The organism is Pseudobutyrivibrio sp. YE44 (assembly GCF_900104335.1).
GTDB lineage: Bacteria > Bacillota > Clostridia > Lachnospirales > Lachnospiraceae > Pseudobutyrivibrio.
In genome coordinates, this window is the sequence record NZ_FMXT01000002.1 from 501376 (window position 1) to 519688 (window position 18313).

Genomic DNA, 18313 nt, shown 5'->3' on the forward strand with positions numbered 1-18313 from the left:
TATCTCCTTGTGTTTATTTTGTAGAAAAAGTAAATCTAGTTTTTGAATTTTATATCATTGTTAAAGCTTTGAGACTTTTCATCATATTGTTCTGTTCTGGCATGAGAACGTTTTGTACGGCTTTGCTTGTATAGACTCTTGTCATCGTACATGGCCTTGTCAGCCTGAACTACCACCTCGTCAAAATCATCTCCAGGCTTGTACATATGTAAACCAAAAGAGCATGAGTAAGGTGTTTCTGAAAGTTTCTGCTTGGTGTCAGAAATAAGCTGCTCTGCTTCTTCCTTTGATGCTTTGATACCAAGCATCATAAACTCGTCACCACCAGTACGATATAAAATGAATCTGTTATCTTTAACACTTCGGCATACCTCAGCAAGGGTGAGCAAAGCAATGTCTCCAGCCTTGTGACCGAAATTGTCGTTAATAAGCTTCAAGTCATTTAAATCCATGGAAATAACAGCCATATTTGTTTTGGCATATTTGGCTGCATCTGAATAAAAGCATCGTCGCTTGTAACAGCCTGACACGGAATCCACATTGTAACGCTCTGCGTACATATATACATACACAAACAGTACTCCGATACTGCTAGAAGTAAGTGTACAATTGTCGTATATTAATGCCTCTTCCAAGAATACACCCATGCTAACTACCGCCAGCATAAACAAAATAATAAGGGCATCTCTTTGATAACCATTAAACCATTTCTTAGCGCATACTGCTAAGGCCATCAATGTATATATTCCAGCCTGTACAAAAACTATATATCCAACAGGGCCTCTGATAAATTCACCCTTTGGTCCAAAGGAGAAAACAGCTGGACTAAATGGCGCACTTGCTATAACAATGGAAATAAGAATAAATGGCGTCCATAATATCTTCAATCTGCTCTTTCTATAATCGTGACCAACAATTTGAACTACTGTCAATTCCATATAGCCTTCGCAGATGTATTTTACAATTTTAAATAAATATCTAATGTTGGTGCAACATCCTACATAACCAAAGTGGGTATCCAGGGCACCAGCGGTAAGAGCAATTAACATTGCCACTGCAACAGCAGTAAACTTGTTACGCAATCTCCTGTTAAAGGATCGCATTATAACAATAAACATCAACAACGTGATTGTAGTAATGAAACCTAAATATGTTTCACCGTCAATAACATGATTAAACAAACCTTCCATAACTTACCCTCATACTGCAGAAATGGCCAGAGAAGCTACTTCTCTGGCATATTTCTTAAACATCATCTGCAATTATTTCTTAAAACTTGCTCTCTTACGAAGAGTTGGGTCAAGAATTCTCTTTCTGATACGAAGAGACTCTGGTGTAACCTCTAACAACTCATCAACATCTATGAAATCTAATGCCTGCTCAAGGCTGAGAACTCTAGGTGGAACAAGAGTAAGTGCCTCATCAGCTGAAGATGAACGAGTATTTGTAAGATGCTTCTTCTTACATACGTTAAGCTCGATATCCTCTGCACGTGAGCTCTGTCCGATAACCATTCCTGAGTATACCTTCTCGCCTGGTCCAATGAAAAGTGTACCACGGTCCTGAGCTGAGAAGAGTCCGTAAGTAACAGACTCACCTGTCTCGAAGGCAATAAGACTACCAAGCTTACGATATGCAATATCGCCCTTGTAGATTTCGTATCCGTCAAAAATTGTATTAATTATACCATTTCCCTTTGTATCTGTCATAAACTCGCCACGGTAACCAATGAGACCACGTGAAGGAATCTTGAACTCGATACGTGTATACCCACCTGTAATAGGTGTCATATTCTGAAGCTCGCCCTTTCTCTGAGAAAGCTTCTCTATAACTGCTCCTGTAAATTCGTCTGGAACATCAACATAAGCACGCTCCATTGGCTCAAGCTTATGACCCTTTTCATCCTCTTTGTAGAGAACCTCTGCCTTTGATACAGCAAATTCAAAGCCTTCACGACGCATGTTCTCAATAAGAACTGAAAGGTGAAGCTCACCACGACCTGAAACCTTAAGGGAATCTGGTGAATCTGTATCCTCTACACGAAGAGAAACGTCTGTGTTAAGCTCCTTCATAAGACGCTCACGGATGTGGCGTGATGTAACATACTTACCTTCCTGACCAGCAAGTGGGCTATCATTTACAATGAAGTTCATTGAAATAGTAGGCTCAGAAATCTTCTGGAAAGGAATTGGATTTGGTGCGTCAACTGCACAAATTGTATCTCCAATGTGGATATCTGAAATACCAGAAATCGCTACGATTGAACCGATATTTGCTTCATCAACATCTACCTTGTTAAGGCCATCGTACTCAAAAAGCTTTGAAATACGAACCTTGTTGTTCTTTGACTCATCGTGAGCATTAACAACGATGGCATCCTGGTTAACTTTGATAGAACCATTCTCTACCTTACCAATACCGATACGTCCAACGTACTCGTTGTAATCGATTGTAGAGATAAGTACCTGTGTAGGTGCCTCTGGGTCACCCTTTGGTGCTGGAATATAATCTACGATTGTCTCGAAGAGTGCTGTCATATCCTTGTGCTCTTCATCAAGGCTTCTGATAGCGAAACCTTCCTTAGCTGAAGCATAAATAAATGGACAATCAAGCTGCTCATCTGAAGCATCAAGGTCCATGAAAAGTTCAAGAACCTCGTCGATAACTTCGTCTGGACGAGCCTCTGGTCTATCAATCTTGTTGATACAAACGATAACTGGTAAATCAAGATCAAGAGCCTTCATAAGAACGAACTTTGTCTGTGGCATAGCGCCTTCGAAAGCATCTACAACAAGAACTACACCATTTACCATCTTAAGTACACGCTCAACCTCGCCACCGAAATCAGCATGACCTGGTGTGTCGATGATGTTAATCTTTGTATCCTTATAGTATACAGCTGTGTTCTTTGAAAGGATTGTGATACCACGCTCACGCTCGATATCATTTGAATCCATAACACGCTCTGCTACTTCCTGGTTCTCACGGAATACACCTGACTGCTTTAAAAGCTCGTCAACAAGTGTTGTTTTACCATGATCTACGTGTGCGATAATTGCGATATTTCTAATATCTTCTCTACTTTGAATTGACATAAAATTCTCTTTTCTAAATTCTTACAATAAACTACCTTGTAAAAACCAAACCCCAAATCCGCTAATCCGCTGGTTACGATTACAAGCCTTAGGGCTCTCCGCTCATCTAACACGATTCGCTTGAGAGCCCTAAGAGCTTGTTATCTACCAGCTCATCTATGAATTACTTCTCACGAGTAAACATGGTTTTGTACTACTCTTTCGAAAAGCAATTTTAAGCCGACGGATTATATTTTGTCAATTAAAATTTTATTTTACGGGAACGAGGACGTCCTTTCCACCCATGTATGGACGAAGTGCTTCTGGGATAGCTACGCTTCCGTCTGCACGTAAGTTGTTCTCAAGGAATGCAATAAGCATACGTGGTGGAGCAACAACTGTGTTGTTAAGTGTGTGAGCGAAATACTTGCTTCCATCCTCAGCCTTAACACGAATCTTAAGACGACGTGCCTGTGCATCACCAAGGTTTGAACAGCTACCAACCTCGAAGTATTTCTTCTGACGTGGTGACCATGCCTCAACGTCGCATGACTTAACCTTAAGATCTGCAAGATCTCCTGAACAGCACTCAAGTGTACGAACAGGAATATCAAGGCTTCTGAATAAATCAACTGTGTTGTTCCAAAGAACATCGTAGTACTTCTTTGATTCCTCTGGCTTACAAACAACAATCATTTCCTGCTTCTCGAACTGGTGAATACGGTAAACACCACGTTCCTCGATGCCGTGAGCACCCTTTTCCTTACGGAAGCAAGGGCTGTAGCTTGTAAGTGTGTATGGAAGATTAGCTTCGTCGTTGAGTGTATCAATGAATTTACCAATCATAGAGTGCTCTGATGTACCGATAAGGTAAAGGTCTTCACCCTCAATTTTGTACATCATGGCATCCATTTCTTCGAATGACATAACACCAGTAACTACGTTTGAACGAATCATGAAAGGAGGAATGCAATATGTAAAGCCTCTATCAATCATGAAATCACGAGCATATGAGATAACTGCTGAGTGAAGACGTGCAATATCTCCCATAAGATAATAGAAACCATTACCTGCAACCTTACCAGCTGCATCTAAGTCGATACCGTTGAATCTTTCCATGATATCTGTGTGATATGGAATCTCGAAATCAGGAACCACTGGCTCACCGAACTTTTCGATTTCAACGTTGCAAGAATCATCTGGACCAATTGGTACTGAAGGGTCGATAATGTTTGGAATCTTCATCATGATTTCCTCAACCTTATCAGCAAGTTCCTTCTCAACTGGCTCTAAATCCTTGATGCGCTGCTTAAGCTCAGCAACCTCAGCCTTAGCCTTCTCAGCCTCCTCCTTCTTGCCCTGACCCATAAGAGCACCAATTTCCTTTGATGCCTTATTCATCTGAGCACGAAGATCGTCAGCTTCCTGCTGTGCTGCACGTCTCTTGTCATCAAGCTCAATAACCTCGTCTACAAGACCAAGCTTGTGCTCCTGAAATTTTTTCTTAATGTTTTCTTTTACTGCTTCTGGATTCTCACGTAAAAACTTAATGTCTATCATGTTTTTTCTCCTAATCTAATTACTTATTAGCAAACTTAACCTTCATAATGTACCAAAGCTGTGTAGCAATGAAGATTGATGAATATGTACCAGCAACAACACCAGCAAGAAGTGGTAATGCGAACTCTCTAATTGCAGAAACGCCTAAGATGAGAAGCATAAGTACTGTGATTGCTGTTGTAATTGATGTAGAAATAGAACGTGAAAGAGTCTGTGAAAGTGACTCGTTACAAAGCTCCTTAAGAGACTCTGGTGTCTCAGTTCTGAGAGCCTTGTGGTTTTCACGGATACGGTCAAATACAACGATTGTATCGTTGACTGAGTAACCGATAACTGTAAGCATACATGCGATAAATGCTGAACCAACAGAGATTCTAGCAAATGCATAAAGTGCAAGTACGATAAGAACGTCGTGTACAAGAGCAATGATTGCTGATGAAGCAAATCTGATGTCCTTGAATCTGAACCAAATATAAACGAGCATGCAAAGTACTGCAACTAAAACTGCGATTGTAGACTGGCTACGCATCTCTCCTGAGATTGTAGAACCGATACTCTGTGATGTAATTGATTCTTCCTTTACCTTGAAGGTGTTCTCAAGCATCTCGTTAAGAGTTGTTCTCTCTTCAAGTGTAAGTGTACGTGTCTTGAAGATTGCCTGATTGCTTCCATCAACTGTTGTTGTTTGGACGCTACCTTTACTAATATCAAGAGCCTTTGCGATTTCAGGAACAACCTTTGCATCTAAATCTGAAAGTGAATATGATTCGTTGAAATCAACTGTTGTAGATGTACCACCGAGGAACTCAAGTGAGAAGTTGAGGCCCTTGCCTGTCTTTGCAGTGAATACACCCATTGTAATAAAGCCTGCTGCAATAATTGCAACTGAAACAGCCATGAAGATTGCCTTCTTGCCAACGAAATCGAAGTTTGTTGGCTCCTTTGCCTTGCCGTATGCCTTTGCATTTCTAACACCAAGTGCATAGAAGGAATTCATAAGGATACGTGTAATAACAAGTGCTGTAAACATTGATAAAACAACACCAAGTGCAAGTGTGATAGCAAAGCCCTTTACTGTACCTGAACCAAGTAAACCAAGAACTGCTGCTGCAATAAGTGTTGTGATATTTCCATCAAGGATAGCTGAAAGCGCCTTAGAGAAACCTGTCTCAATAGCAGAAATAACTGGACGACCGTTCTTGATTTCCTCACGAATACGAGCAAATACAATAACGTTAGCATCTACAGCCATACCAATTGAAAGAATCATACCTGCGATACCAGGAAGTGTAAGTGTGATATCGAAAGCCTTAAGGATTCCAATAAGCATTGTTGTGTAAAGTGCAAGTGCAAGTGAAGCAACAACACCTGGCACATAGTACATTGCAATAAGGAATACCATTACAAGTGCAAGACCAACGCCTGCTGCAATAAGTGATGTACGAAGAGCATCAGAACCGAGCTGAGCACCAACAACCTGTGACTCTAACTCCTGAAGCTCGATATCAAGTCCACCGATACGGATATAAGAAGCAAGCTTCTCAGCTGCATCAAAGTCTTCCATTCCTTCGATTACACAGTTACCAGTTGTGATAGCCTGGTTAACTCGTGGAACAGAAACGAACTTGCCATCATAATAAATACCAATTGTCTCGCCTGAAGCAACTGCCTTTGTTGTTGCATCTGCGAAAGCCTTTGTACCTTCGTCATCAAATGTAAGCTGAACTACATATTCTGTAGCGTTTGTAGTCTTGTTTGACTGGCTACCAGCCTGTGAGCTCTTTACATTTGTACCAGTAGCAATAACTGAACCATTGTCGATAAGTGTCTGGATATCATAGTTAAGTGCATATCCGTTATTACCGTAGCTGTAGTTTTCATTGCCATCTGCATCACGCTGGGCGATGAAGTAAAGTGTACCAGGAGTACCTAACTCCTCCAATAATGCATTTGCATCAGAAACGCCAGGAATCTCAACTGTAATTCGCTTATCACCTACACGATAAACGTTTGCTTCTGTAGTTGAGCTCTCCTCACCGAGGTCGTTTTCAATACGCTGCTGGAGCTTTAAGATTGTATCAGCCATCTGCTCATCAGTAGGGTTCTTTCCAACCGCCTCGTATGTAATGCTGACACCACCATCAAGATCAAGACCAAGCTTGAGGCTGTCATCATTTTTCTTAATTGTGCCTGTAAGTACCATTGCTGCATAATAACCAAGTAATCCGAGGATTAAAACAAATGCAACGAGCCAGGCAATCCCCTGTCCTTTTTTTAAACGTTTCATTATTTATTCTCCTATCGTTTATTTATAACTGCATATGCAGTTCAAAGAAGCTAAGCCTCTTTTGATTCAATTTCTGATTTGTGAACCTTAAGTGCAATTGCACATTCGATTCTCTTCTTCTGAAGCTCGCAGCCTACATGATAATTTCCAAGGATGCTTCCTGTGAAATTAAAGGCATTAGCTGCGCAACCACCGCTGCAGTAGAATCTTGCAAAACAGTTCTTACACTCTTCTTTAGCGTATACGTTGCAATGCTTGAACTCATTGACAACTTCCTTCTTCTGAACGCCATTAAACACATCACCAAGACAGAAGTCTGTATTTCCAACAAACTGGTGACATGGATAAAGCTCTCCAGTAGGAGTAACAGCCATATACTCTGTACCAGAGCCACAGCCTGAAAGACGCTTGTAAACACATGGGCCACCTTCCAAATCAATCATAAAGTGGAAGAAGTTGAAGTCCTCATCTGTGCCCTGACGACGCATCATCTCTGCTGCCAAGTCGTCATATTCCTTAAAGAGCTTTGGTAAATCCTCTTCGCGGATAGCGTAATCATCTGTCTCCTGAGCAACTACAGGCTCAACAGAAATCTGCTTGAAGCCCTCGTTTGCAAGGTGGATAACATCCTTTGAGAAATCAAGGTTGTTTCTTGTGAAGGTGCCACGGATGTAGTACTTATCCTGATTTCTAGAATCTGCAAGCTTTTTGAACTTTGGCATAACGATTTCGTAGCTGCCAGCACCCTTCTTAAATGGACGCATGAGATTATGAATCTCTGGACGGCCATCACAGCTAAGCACTACATTTGCCATTTCTTTATTGGCAAACTCCTGAATCTCGTCATTCAACAATACACCGTTTGTAGTGAGAGTAAATCTGAAGTTCTTGTTGTGTTCCTTTTCGATGGAGCGGCCATAGGCAACTAAATCCTTAACTACCTGCCAGTTCATAAGTGGCTCACCGCCGAAGAAATCCACCTCAAGGTTTCTTCTGCTACCAGAATTTGCAACCAAGAAGTCAAGTGCTTGCTTACCAACCTCGTAGGTCATAAGCTCGCGCTTTCCTGTGTGATATTCTCCCTCTTCTGCGAAGCAATACTTGCAAGCAAGATTGCAATCGTGTGTGATATGTAAACACAAAGCCTTTACAACTGTAGGACGTGCAGTAAAATCTACAATCCTTGGCTCGTAGTTATCCTCTGTAAACAATGCTCCATCTGTGATGAGCTGATCAATCTCAGACTGAATCTCTGTAAGCTCAGACTCTGAAACCTGTGGGTGGCTCTCCTTCATCTGTGTGAAGGCCTCTTCTCTACCCTTCTCCTGCCAGAGAGAAAGGAAATCGTAAGTAACGTCATCCACTACGTGAATAGCGCCGCTATTAATATCAATAACAATGTTGTAACCATTGTTTTTAAACTGATGTATCACTAAAAAATGTCCTTTCATAAACGCACAATAGACCGTTCCCCACTTAACCAAGCGAGGACCGGTCTCACGTTAAATATTACTTAATTGTTCGTAAGCAATTACTTAGAGTGCTCACAGCTCTGGTTACCAACTGTGCAAGAAGTCTTGCAAGCTGACTGGCATGATGTCTGGCACTCGCCACATCCGCCTTCTTTTACAGTATTCTGTAATCTAGCAGTATTTAATGTTTTGATGTGTTCCATAATGAAAATCTCCTTTTCTTTAAATAGCTACTAACACATAGTAACTCTAGGTTAGTTGATTATACTACAATCCGACCAAAATATAAACCCTTTGCGTACGTTTAATGTTACTATTCGCTTATTTCCTTCATCCACCTTTTTCTATGGAGCCTGTCAGATTGTGACAGACTCCATAGAAAAGTTGAATATTAAATTTGAGCGAATAATAACATTATTCGGCGTCAGTTTTTTCGTCGTTTTCGGTGGTTGCAGGTGCTCCGTTGACCTTAGCGGATTCCTTGCAAAGGTCGAGGGCTTTCTGGGTGAGGTACGCTTGCTTGAAGTAACGTTCGCCTGTGTAGCCTGCAACAGTGTATACCTGGTAGAAGGTGTTTTCATCTGTGGCGCCTGATGAGGACATTACGTTTCCGATGAAGGCTTTGTAGCCATCCTCATCAATTTCAAGGCCTTCCTTCTTTGCGATGGCCTCAAGGATAAGCTCAGTTTCTGTTGACTCTGAGATGCTTTTCTTAAGGTTCTTAACGTATTCATCGTAATCCTGACCCATAGCCTCAAGGTATTCTTTGGCTGTTGTACCGTATGATTCGTACTGCTTGTCATATACCTGAAGGTACATGTCGACACGAGCCTGTAAGAGCTTCTCAGGAACCTTAGATACCTTGCTGTTGTTTAATACTGCGTTAAGGATTGCAGTCTGTGTATCGCTCTCGAGATTGCTCTGAAGGGATGCTTCGAACTGAGTCTTCATAGCTGAAACATAATCGTCTACAGTATCATAGCCAAGCTTTTCCTTAACAATATCATCTGTTAATTCTGACTTGCTAGAGAGTGCCTTTGCGATGTAGTTAATCTGGAAAGTGAAGGTAACTGTCTGACCTGCTAAATCTGCATTACCGTACTCCTTTGGGAAGGTTACCTCGTAGGCAACTTCCTCACCTACAGAATGTCCTGCAAGACCTGCAGTGAAGCCTTCGATATATCCGCCTGAACCGCCAGCAGCACAGTTGCCAGCCACATCAATCATCTGGTCCTCTGCTGAGCCGCCATCAAAGGCTACTCCATCCCGTGAACCAACGTAGTCAACATTAACAATTGAATCTTCTTTAACTTCTTTCTGGCTGTTGTCTTCAACGTAGATTGCAGCATTCTCTAAATTCTTTTGAATGTATTCTTTAAATCCTTCCTCGGTGTACTCATAAGTTCCGTCTAAAGTTACTTCAAGGTCTTTGTACTGACCAAGGGTTACATACTCGTCCACATCGTATTCAATTGGTGTAGTCTGAGCAAGTAAGTCTGCTTTTGCCTGGTCACTAGTTTTGTCTGAGTCATCCTCTTTGCTGCCACAGGCTACCATTGAAAGAGCCATGGCGCCAACCAAGGCAAGTGCTAATAATCTATTTTTCATTTGAAAATATCCTCCAATTCTATTCCCCCATTTAAAGGAAAATCCTGAATAAGTTTACCACACTTGAAAGCCTATGGCAAAAATTAGACGCTAAAAAAGAGCCCGTATTTCACAGGCTCTTTTGAAGGAGAAAATCCGATAAAGATACTACTTTTTGCCCTTTTTCGCTGTCTTTGTATTTGACTTTTTAGGGTCAGTCTTTTTCTTTTCAGGCTTTTCAGCCTTTGCTGGTTTAACAGGCTTTGGTGGCTTCTTTGTTCTGTCAAACATAACAGACATATCAAAGATCTTCTTAGCAAGTTCTGGAGTTTGTTCTTTCGCAAGAAGACGCCACTGCCAATTGCCACTGTCAGTACCAGGTACGTTTATACGATTGTATTTTCCAAGTCCGAGGAAATCCTGCATCTGAGCCACAAACAACACAGAAACTGAGCTCATACCGCCACGAATCATACCCCAATTGAAGCCCTCAGACTTTGAAATACCAAGATATTTGCTAGCGTATTCTTTATCTTTTTTATCAGCATCCTCATACCATTCCATGATAGTCGCGTTGTCATGTGTGCCAGTATAGCAAACACAATTTTTATCATAGGTATGTGGCTGATAATTGTTTGGTTCACCAGAATCGAAGGCAAATTCAAGCACCTTCATGCCTGGCCATCCGCTATCATTTAAAAGCTTTACTACTGTAGGAGAAGGCTCGCCTAAATCCTCAGCAATAAATTCGATATTTGGGAAGGTTTTGCCAAGAAGTCCAACCAAGTCCATTCCTGGGCCCTTTCTCCACTTACCATTCTTTGCAGTTGTATCCTTAGCAGGAACTGCCCAATACTCATCAAAGCCTCTGAAGTGATCAATTCTGAGCACATCATAGAGTTTAGCAGCACCTTCGATACGACGAATCCACCAACGGTAATTGTCTTTTTTGAGAGCTGTCCAATCGTAGCATGGATTACCCCAAAGCTGTCCATCCTCACTGAAATAATCTGGTGGAACACCTGCTACCACTACAGGATAGTTTTCTTCATCCAAGCTGAAGAACTCAGGCTCTGCCCAAACATCGCAAGAATCAAGTGCTACATAAATTGGAAGATCTCCAATAACGTCTATACCTAGGCTGTTAATATACTTTTTAAGCTTTGCCCACTGCTTGAAGAAAAGATACTGAATATAAACGAAGAACTCAATATCCTCGGCAAGGTCCTTTGTATATTTTTCAACTGCCTTAGGCTGATGAAGACGAATATCCTCATCAGGCCATTCCTGCCAGCTAAGCTGACCGAAATGCTTCTTGATAGACATGAATAAAGCATAGTTTTCTACCCAAGGGTTCTGCTTTCTAAATAGCGAGATTTCACCGAGAGAATCCTTGTAGCCTCTTTCCTTTGCCTTCTCAAGAATCTTGAAACGGCTTTCATAAATCTGACCATAATCCACATAGCGAGGATTAGTTCCCCAATTTTCTGCCTCAACTTCTTTCTTTGTAAGTAACCCTTCCTCGATAAGCATATCAAGGTCTATAAAATATGGGTTTCCTGCAAAGGTAGAGAAGCTTTGATATGGGCTATCTCCATAGCTTGTAGGACCAAGTGGAAGAACCTGCCAATATTTTTGTCCTGCTGCCTTCAGAAAGTCAGCAAAGTCGTATGCAGCTTTTCCAAAGGTACCAATTCCATAAGGTGATGGTAACGAAGATATAGGGAGTAAAATTCCACTACTTCTTTTCATAATTTTTTTCTCCTACTTATAAATAGTTTACTAAGTTCAGCGGGAAGGAACTGCCATAGCTTAGCCTTTAACAGCTCCCGCAATAACACCCTTAATAATGTATTTCTGTAAACATATATACATAATTATGATTGGTAATACTGTCATCATAATACATGCCATCATTGGACCCATTTCTACGTGTCCGTAGCTTCCACGGAAGTACTGGATCAAGATTGGAACTGTCATATACTTCTTTCTATCAAGTACAAGATATGGAAGAAGGTAATCGTTCCAGAGCCACATTGTTTCCAAAATAGCTACTGAGATAAGTGTTGGCTTCAATATTGGAAGCACAATCTGGAAGAAGGTCTGAAGTGGATTACATCCATCAATCATTGCTGCCTCTTCGATTTCAAGTGGAATAGACTTCATAAATCCTGTGAACATGAATACTGCAAGACCAGCACCAAATCCAAGGTAAATAACACAAATGTTAAATGGTGTATCTAAGTCTAATCTATCAGCTGTTGATGCCAATGTGAACATAAGCATCTGAAATGGTACTACCATCGAGAATACAAACAAAGCATAGCATACTTTTGAGAGAATTCCGTGAACTCTTGTAATGTACCAAGCACACATTGATGTACAAAGTAAAATAAGTACTGCAGATGATACTGTAATAAATAAACTGTATCCAAAAGCTCCTGCAAATCCCTTAGATGAAAGTGCATCAACGTAATTTGTTAAGCCTATAAAGCTTGCTGCGTTAGGAAGTTGGAAAACTGAATCTGTGCTGATATAGGTATCACCCTTTAAGGAGTTTATCAAAATCATAAATACTGGATAAACCCAAAATACAGCAAGTACACACAACACTAAAAATACAACAAGTCGTGCAATTCTTTCTTTTGATTTCATTACTGCTGAACCTCCTTAGATTTAGTAATCTTCAACTGAATCATGGAGATTATAATTACCATAATACAGAAAATAACCGCTTTAGCCTGTCCATAACCCTTCCACTGTGGGCCTGTACGGCTGTAGAAGGTATTGTAAATATTCAAAGCTAACATTTCAGAAGCATGAGCTGGCTCACCGCCTGTTAATGCCAAGTTCTGATCAAAGAGCTTAAAGCCATTTGTGATAGTCAAGAATGAACAAATTGTAATAGATGGCATTACATTTGGAATCTTAATCTTGAAAAGAATCTGTGATGTTGTAGCACCATCAATCTTTGCTGCCTCAAGATAATCATCAGGGATTGACTGAAGACCAGCGATATAAATAATCATCATGTAACCAATCTGCTGCCAGCACATGAGGATTGTAAGACCAATAAATCCGTAAGTAGCATTAAGTGCTAAAAGTGGCTTTTCCATAAGTGAAAGCACACAGTTTAAAAGAATCTGCCAAATATATCCAAGAACAATACCGCCAATAAGGTTTGGCATGAAGAATACTGTTCTGAAGAAGTTTGAACCTTTAATCTTGTTTGTAAGTGCAAGGGCAATAGCAAATGCTATTACATTTATTAGCACTGTAGAAACTACAGTGAAAAGCGCTGTGAACCAGAAGGAATGCCAAAATGCCTCGTCCTGAACTGCATACGCATAATTTCCGAATCCAACGAAGGTTGCCTTTTTAATTGTTGTAAATTTACAAAATGATAAATACAAGCCCTGAATGAATGGATATAAGAATCCAACACAAAACGCTGCAAGCGTTGGCAACACAAAAATTGGCCAGTATTTTCTTATTGCTTTTTCCATAATATATCCTTTATTGAGTATTAATCTACAGTTTTATAGCCTAATTTTTTCAGAGAATAGGAGGGCGTTAGGCCTCGCCCTCCAACTTTGTTCATGATTGCTCATGATTTTGGGAAGAAAAACTCTCCATTTATGTGAACCGAACCTCCTAAAAAGCCCGATTAACACCTATATTTACAAAAGAATGATTAGTTATTTGCTGCTGCGTACTCTGAAGCCCAGCCATCAACGAATGCTGTTACAACATCATCCCATGATCCTGTGCCTGCTGCATAAGCTGTAAGAGCTGAACCTACACCGTTCTTCCACTCCTCAGATGGCATTGTTGTAAAGTTCCATGAAACAGGAGTCTTTCCAGCCTCTGTGTATGCTCTATCGTTAAGAACAAAGAGGTTGTTTGTATCTGCTGCATTCTTGAAAGGAATTACACCAATGTTCTCAGAAAGCATCTTTGTACCTGCGTCAGATGTAACCATCCATGTAAGGAAATCAATTGTAGCCTGGATATCTTCCTCAGAAGCCTCTGAGTTTACACACCAGTAGTTCTCTGTACCTGTGCAAAGACCCTGGTTAGCTTCATCGCCTGCGCCAATGTAAATTGGAATCATTGCAAGCTCATCATCTGTCATACCCTTATCTGTAAGGTTCTTGTACTCCCATGAACCATTCTGGAAGAATACAGCCTTACCTTCAGCGAACTCGTTCTCAGCATCATCGCCTGTCTTACCTGCTAAATCAGCTGGCTTGCATGTAGCGTTGTTGATGTAGAGATCCCAAATGTTCTTGTAGTTATCAAGGTACTTGCCCTCGATAGCGTCTGTTGTATCAATCTTCTTATCCTGATACTCGAAGTAGATTGGAAGGTTTGCAAGGTGTGTCTTGAATCTCCAGTCAGAAGAACCATCCATACCTGCTGATGTGAATGCTGAGAAGCCAAGCTCTGAGCTTCTTGCTGTAATATCTTCAGCAACCTTCTTTAAATCATCAAAGCTCTGAATATCGTCTGTTGTGTAACCAGCCTGCTCAAGAAGCTTTGTGTTTGTGATGATACCGTATGACTCGATAACGTATGCGATACCAGCAACCTGATCCTCATTGTAAAGTGCAAATGAATCACTTGTTAATTCCTTGTAAAGTGATGAATCCTTAAGGTCATAGCAGTAATCTGCCCAGTTAGCAAGACCTACAGGACCGTTAACCTGGAATAATGTAGGAGCTTCATCCTTTACGATTTCAGATGAAAGTGTCTCCTCGTATGTACCAGAAGCTGCTGTAATAACTGTTACAGGTACACCTGTCTCCTCTGTGTACTGCTTAGCAATATCCTGCCAAGCCTGATCTGCCTCTGGCTTGAAGTTAAGGTAATAAACCTTTCCGCCCTCTGCCGAATCCGAATCACCGGAAGCTGATGAACCACAACCTGCAAAAGTAGCTGCTGCCATCATGGCAATTAACCCTAATGCCAATACTTTTTTTCTCTTCATTTTCTTACACTCTCCTTTTTAAAGTGAAAATATTTATGTTTCTCATTCAGGCGAGTTAATCACCAGAATGTAAAAACCATTTTGCTTAAATCCAACTAACTTTTGCATTCAGCTTATGTTATCGAAGTGTTTCTCCTGCTCGAAGGGTGGTTGGCAATACAATATGTTTATGATTAATCTTCCCTTTGATTAGGCCCACCACTTGCTTCACAGCTTCACTTCCCATATCATCCATAGGCTGACACAAGGTTGAAAGAACTGGATTCATATATTCGGAAGCTTCAATTCCATCAATTGCAATAAGTGCAACATCCTTTGGAATATCCTTTCCTTTTTCCCTAAGGGCTTTCATAGCTCCCATTGCCATGTTGTCTGAAATTGCAAAAACGGAATCGAAATCATAGCCATTTCTCAACCATTCGTTCATTCCCTCGTAAGCATCTGCAATGTTAAAGCTATTAATTGAAATGATTAGGTTTTCATCTAAATCCAAACCAAAATCATTAAGAGCTCTCTCATAACCAGCAAATCTAACCTGGCTAACTGAGCCATCATCCGGACCAGAAAGAAGCACCGCTATCCTTCTGTGACCTTCTTTATATAGATACTCAACTGCGTCGTAAGCTGCCTGATTATCATCAATGCAAACGCTTGAGTAATCTGCCTTATCGAGATTTCCATACTGATTATTGAAGGTACAGCACACAAACGGAACATTTATAGTTGATACCTGCTCCTTGGTATAGTTAAGCTTTCCTCCAAGGAAGATAATACCCAAAAGCTTTTTATCTCTCTCCATTCTTGCCGCTGTAAGAATCTCATCATCTGATGTGCCAATCTGCTGAAGCACCATAGTGTATCCAGCGTTTTCGATTCTAGCACCCACCTCAGTAATAATCTTTGTATAGAATGGGTTTGACATACCTCGTACAACCACACCAATATTATCTGACGAACTCTTTCCAAGCTCTCTAGCGCTAGTGTTTGGTATGTAATTGTATTCGTTAACAATAGCGAGAACCTTTTCCTTAGCCGCCTTGCTAACATCAGGATGATCATTCAAAACACGCGATACCGTGCTTACGCTGACTCCTGCCAATCTAGCAATATCTTTAATCGTCATTTGGTTTTCCTTCCTTCTCCCTAGCCTTCATTCATGGGGCCTAATCCATTTTGTGAATATCCAGCTTTATTACGATTTTCTGGTAACGTTTCTGGTAACGTTTCCAAAGCACGTTATTATGTTACTACTGAAAACGTTTCCAGTCAACCTGCTTTCAACATTTCGCCTATTATCACAAAATTAATACACGGCTGTCGTGCAATTTATACAACAGGCCACCATCACACTTTCTTCCCCACAGCCCTCTTACTCCTCAAGGCCCTGTGCTGGCACTTCTCAACCACTGCTCACGTCTCCCCTCCCCCGCCTGCCGGCTCTCTCCATACCTTTGTGGCAAAGCCAAATAATTTGTATTTTCTAAATGCTACACTGCGCTTTCTTTATTGAAGGCGTCTTTTCAATTCGTTGCACTTTGTGCACTACAGTATGTATCACGCAGACACACATTACTTTTAGAAATGCTTCCCATCGGGGTATATAACTATCAGTTGCTGGAATTTGTAGTGCGCTTAGTGGAATAAAAAATGTGTTTTGATATATATAGGCATGTGCCGCCATGGACGGCGGCACAAGTGCGATTTGCAACAGGACGTTGACATTGAGCACGGTGACTATATATACAAAACACATTTTTGAAATTCCACTTAGCAAACGGAGTATGGAAGCAACTGATAGTTATATACCCTGATAGGAAGCATTGTTTAGGCTACTAGTGTCTGCGTGATACATACAGTAGCTTCAAAGTGCAACACCAGTGAAAAGACACCTTCGGAAAGCTCGTTTGAAGCATTAAGAAAATGCAAAATTCTTCGTCAATTATGCTCACAAAGGTATGGAGAGGGCCGGCAGGCGGGGGAGGGGGAGGGGTGAAATTAAAATAGAAGTGCCAGCACAGGGCCAATAGAATTTGGTGGGCTGTGGGCCAGAAATAGAAAACGGCCTAAGCATAAATTGCCTAGGCCGTGTATTAATTTTGTTTGGTATACGATGATTAGAGGTTCTTGATACGCTCGATGGCTCTTGCAGTGTTTTCAGCTGATCCGAAGGCTGTGAGTCTGAAGTAGCCTTCGCCTGATGGTCCGAAGCCTGCACCAGGAGTACCAACTACCTGAACCTTTTCCAGAAGGTGATCGAAGAAATCCCATGAAGTCATTCCGTCTGGAGTCTTGAGCCAGATGTATGGTGCATTAACGCCACCATATACTTCAAAGCCAGCATCCTTAAGACCAGTGTAGATAGTCTTTGCGTTGTTCATGTAATAGCCAACCTGCTCTTTAATCTGCGCCTGTCCCTCTGCGGAGTAAACAGCCTCACCAGCGCGCTGGATGATATAAGGAGCCCCGTTGAACTTTGTGCCGTGACGACGAGCCCACATACCGTGAAGACTAACACCATCGAATACAAGATCCTTTGGAACTACTGTGTAGCCAAGACGTACGCCTGTGAAGCCTGCATTCTTTGAGAATGAATGAATCTCGATTGCACAAGTCTTAGCGCCTGTGCACTCATAGATTGAATGAGGAACATCTACCTCTGAAATATATGCCTCGTAAGCTGCATCAAAGATGATGAGACAGCCATTTTTGTTGGCGTAATCAACCCAAAGCTGAAGCTGGCTCTTTGTAAGTGTAGTACCTGTAGGGTTGTTTGGAAGGCAAAGATAGATAACGTCTGGAGTCTCCTTTGGGAACTCTGGTACAAATTTGTTCTCCGCTGTAGTTGGCATGTAAATGATGTCTGACCACTTGCCAGCAACCTCATCATAAGTGCCACAACGTCCAGCCATAACGTTTGAATCAACGTATACTGGATAGACTGGATCGCATACTGCAATCTTTGCATCTGCTGAGAAAAGCTCCTGAATATCTGCTGAGTCAGACTTTGCACCATCTGATACGAAGATTTCATCTGCACTGATATCACAGCCTCTAGCCTGATAATCATTCTTTGCAATTGTCTCACGAAGGAATGGATATCCTAAGTCTGGTGCATAACCGTGAAATGATGAAGCATTGCCCATTTCATCAACTGCTGAATGAAGTGCATTAATCATAGCTGGGGCGATTGGCTGAGTAACATCACCAATACCAAGTCTGATGATATCTGCCTCTGGGTGCGCCTCATTGTATGCTGCTACCTTCTTTGCGATTGTAGAAAAAAGATAACTTCCTGGTAGCTTCTGAAAATTTGTATTAACCTTAAACATGTATTCCTCCCTTT

General features: G+C 41.2%; 13 protein-coding genes and 1 pseudogene. All 14 read right to left on the minus strand.

The window, feature by feature from the left end; all coding sequences use genetic code 11:
- Positions 1 to 35 precede the first annotated feature (35 nt).
- Positions 36 to 1190 carry a GGDEF domain-containing protein gene (locus tag BLR54_RS06395; RefSeq protein WP_090418358.1) on the minus strand — a complete coding sequence of 385 codons (1155 nt, stop codon included), beginning with the start codon at positions 1188 to 1190 and terminating at the stop codon, positions 36 to 38.
- Between the two features lie 72 nt (positions 1191 to 1262).
- Positions 1263 to 3095, minus strand: coding sequence for a translational GTPase TypA (gene typA / locus BLR54_RS06400; RefSeq protein ID WP_090418361.1), 1833 nt, complete (start codon positions 3093 to 3095; stop codon positions 1263 to 1265).
- Positions 3096 to 3344: 249 nt separating this feature from the next.
- Positions 3345 to 4634, minus strand: a complete 1290-nt coding sequence (gene serS / locus BLR54_RS06405) for a serine--tRNA ligase (protein ID WP_090418364.1) — start codon at positions 4632 to 4634, stop codon at positions 3345 to 3347.
- Positions 4635 to 4653: 19 nt separating this feature from the next.
- Positions 4654 to 6921, minus strand: coding sequence for a protein translocase subunit SecD (gene secD / locus BLR54_RS06410; protein ID WP_090418366.1), 2268 nt, complete (start codon positions 6919 to 6921; stop codon positions 4654 to 4656).
- Positions 6922 to 6971: 50 nt separating this feature from the next.
- A complete protein-coding gene (gene scfB / locus BLR54_RS06415) occupies positions 6972 to 8354 on the minus strand; it encodes a thioether cross-link-forming SCIFF peptide maturase (RefSeq protein WP_090418519.1) in 1383 nt (460 codons plus the stop codon).
- A gap of 98 nt (positions 8355 to 8452) precedes the next feature.
- Positions 8453 to 8596 carry a six-cysteine ranthipeptide SCIFF gene (gene scfA / locus BLR54_RS06420; protein WP_015548727.1) on the minus strand — a complete coding sequence of 48 codons (144 nt, stop codon included), beginning with the start codon at positions 8594 to 8596 and terminating at the stop codon, positions 8453 to 8455.
- A gap of 211 nt (positions 8597 to 8807) precedes the next feature.
- Positions 8808 to 10001 carry an FKBP-type peptidyl-prolyl cis-trans isomerase gene (locus BLR54_RS06425; protein WP_090418369.1) on the minus strand — a complete coding sequence of 398 codons (1194 nt, stop codon included), beginning with the start codon at positions 9999 to 10001 and terminating at the stop codon, positions 8808 to 8810.
- Positions 10002 to 10148: 147 nt separating this feature from the next.
- On the minus strand, positions 10149 to 11732 hold the full coding sequence (malQ, locus tag BLR54_RS06430; protein WP_090418370.1) for a 4-alpha-glucanotransferase: 1584 nt from the start codon (positions 11730 to 11732) through the stop codon (positions 10149 to 10151).
- A 60-nt stretch (positions 11733 to 11792) separates the two neighbouring features.
- Entirely contained in the window at positions 11793 to 12635 is an 843-nt protein-coding gene (locus BLR54_RS06435) for a carbohydrate ABC transporter permease (RefSeq protein WP_090418371.1), read from the minus strand.
- A complete protein-coding gene (locus BLR54_RS06440; RefSeq protein WP_090418373.1) occupies positions 12635 to 13486 on the minus strand; it encodes a carbohydrate ABC transporter permease in 852 nt (283 codons plus the stop codon). The genes BLR54_RS06435 and BLR54_RS06440 overlap by 1 nt, the downstream gene beginning before the upstream one ends.
- A gap of 188 nt (positions 13487 to 13674) precedes the next feature.
- The gene (locus BLR54_RS06445; protein WP_090418375.1) at positions 13675 to 14970 is read right to left on the minus strand and encodes an ABC transporter substrate-binding protein; all 1296 of its coding nucleotides are present in this window, start codon (positions 14968 to 14970) and stop codon (positions 13675 to 13677) included.
- A gap of 118 nt (positions 14971 to 15088) precedes the next feature.
- On the minus strand, positions 15089 to 15907 hold the full coding sequence (locus tag BLR54_RS06450) for a substrate-binding domain-containing protein (RefSeq protein ID WP_255396683.1): 819 nt from the start codon (positions 15905 to 15907) through the stop codon (positions 15089 to 15091).
- Between the two features lie 57 nt (positions 15908 to 15964).
- Positions 15965 to 16099 (minus strand): annotated as a pseudogene (locus BLR54_RS15160) (LacI family DNA-binding transcriptional regulator); the annotation flags it as partial.
- A 985-nt stretch (positions 16100 to 17084) separates the two neighbouring features.
- Entirely contained in the window at positions 17085 to 18299 is a 1215-nt protein-coding gene (locus tag BLR54_RS06460; RefSeq protein ID WP_090418381.1) for an LL-diaminopimelate aminotransferase, read from the minus strand.
- Positions 18300 to 18313: the final 14 nt, after the last annotated feature.

Excerpts from the sequence above, each read along its gene's own strand:
- malQ (WP_090418370.1), bottom strand. The coding sequence starts at position 11,732 with ATGAAAAGAAGTAGTGGAATTTTACTCCCTATATCTTCGTTACCATCA.
- scfA (WP_015548727.1), bottom strand. The coding sequence starts at position 8,596 with ATGGAACACATCAAAACATTAAATACTGCTAGATTACAGAATACTGTA.
- typA (WP_090418361.1), bottom strand. The coding sequence starts at position 3,095 with ATGTCAATTCAAAGTAGAGAAGATATTAGAAATATCGCAATTATCGCA.
- BLR54_RS06395 (WP_090418358.1), bottom strand. The coding sequence starts at position 1,190 with ATGGAAGGTTTGTTTAATCATGTTATTGACGGTGAAACATATTTAGGT.
- BLR54_RS06460 (WP_090418381.1), bottom strand. The coding sequence starts at position 18,299 with ATGTTTAAGGTTAATACAAATTTTCAGAAGCTACCAGGAAGTTATCTT.
- BLR54_RS06435 (WP_090418371.1), bottom strand. The coding sequence starts at position 12,635 with ATGAAATCAAAAGAAAGAATTGCACGACTTGTTGTATTTTTAGTGTTG.
- secD (WP_090418366.1), bottom strand. The coding sequence starts at position 6,921 with ATGAAACGTTTAAAAAAAGGACAGGGGATTGCCTGGCTCGTTGCATTT.
- serS (WP_090418364.1), bottom strand. The coding sequence starts at position 4,634 with ATGATAGACATTAAGTTTTTACGTGAGAATCCAGAAGCAGTAAAAGAA.
- BLR54_RS06445 (WP_090418375.1), bottom strand. The coding sequence starts at position 14,970 with ATGAAGAGAAAAAAAGTATTGGCATTAGGGTTAATTGCCATGATGGCA.
- BLR54_RS06425 (WP_090418369.1), bottom strand. The coding sequence starts at position 10,001 with ATGAAAAATAGATTATTAGCACTTGCCTTGGTTGGCGCCATGGCTCTT.
- BLR54_RS06440 (WP_090418373.1), bottom strand. The coding sequence starts at position 13,486 with ATGGAAAAAGCAATAAGAAAATACTGGCCAATTTTTGTGTTGCCAACG.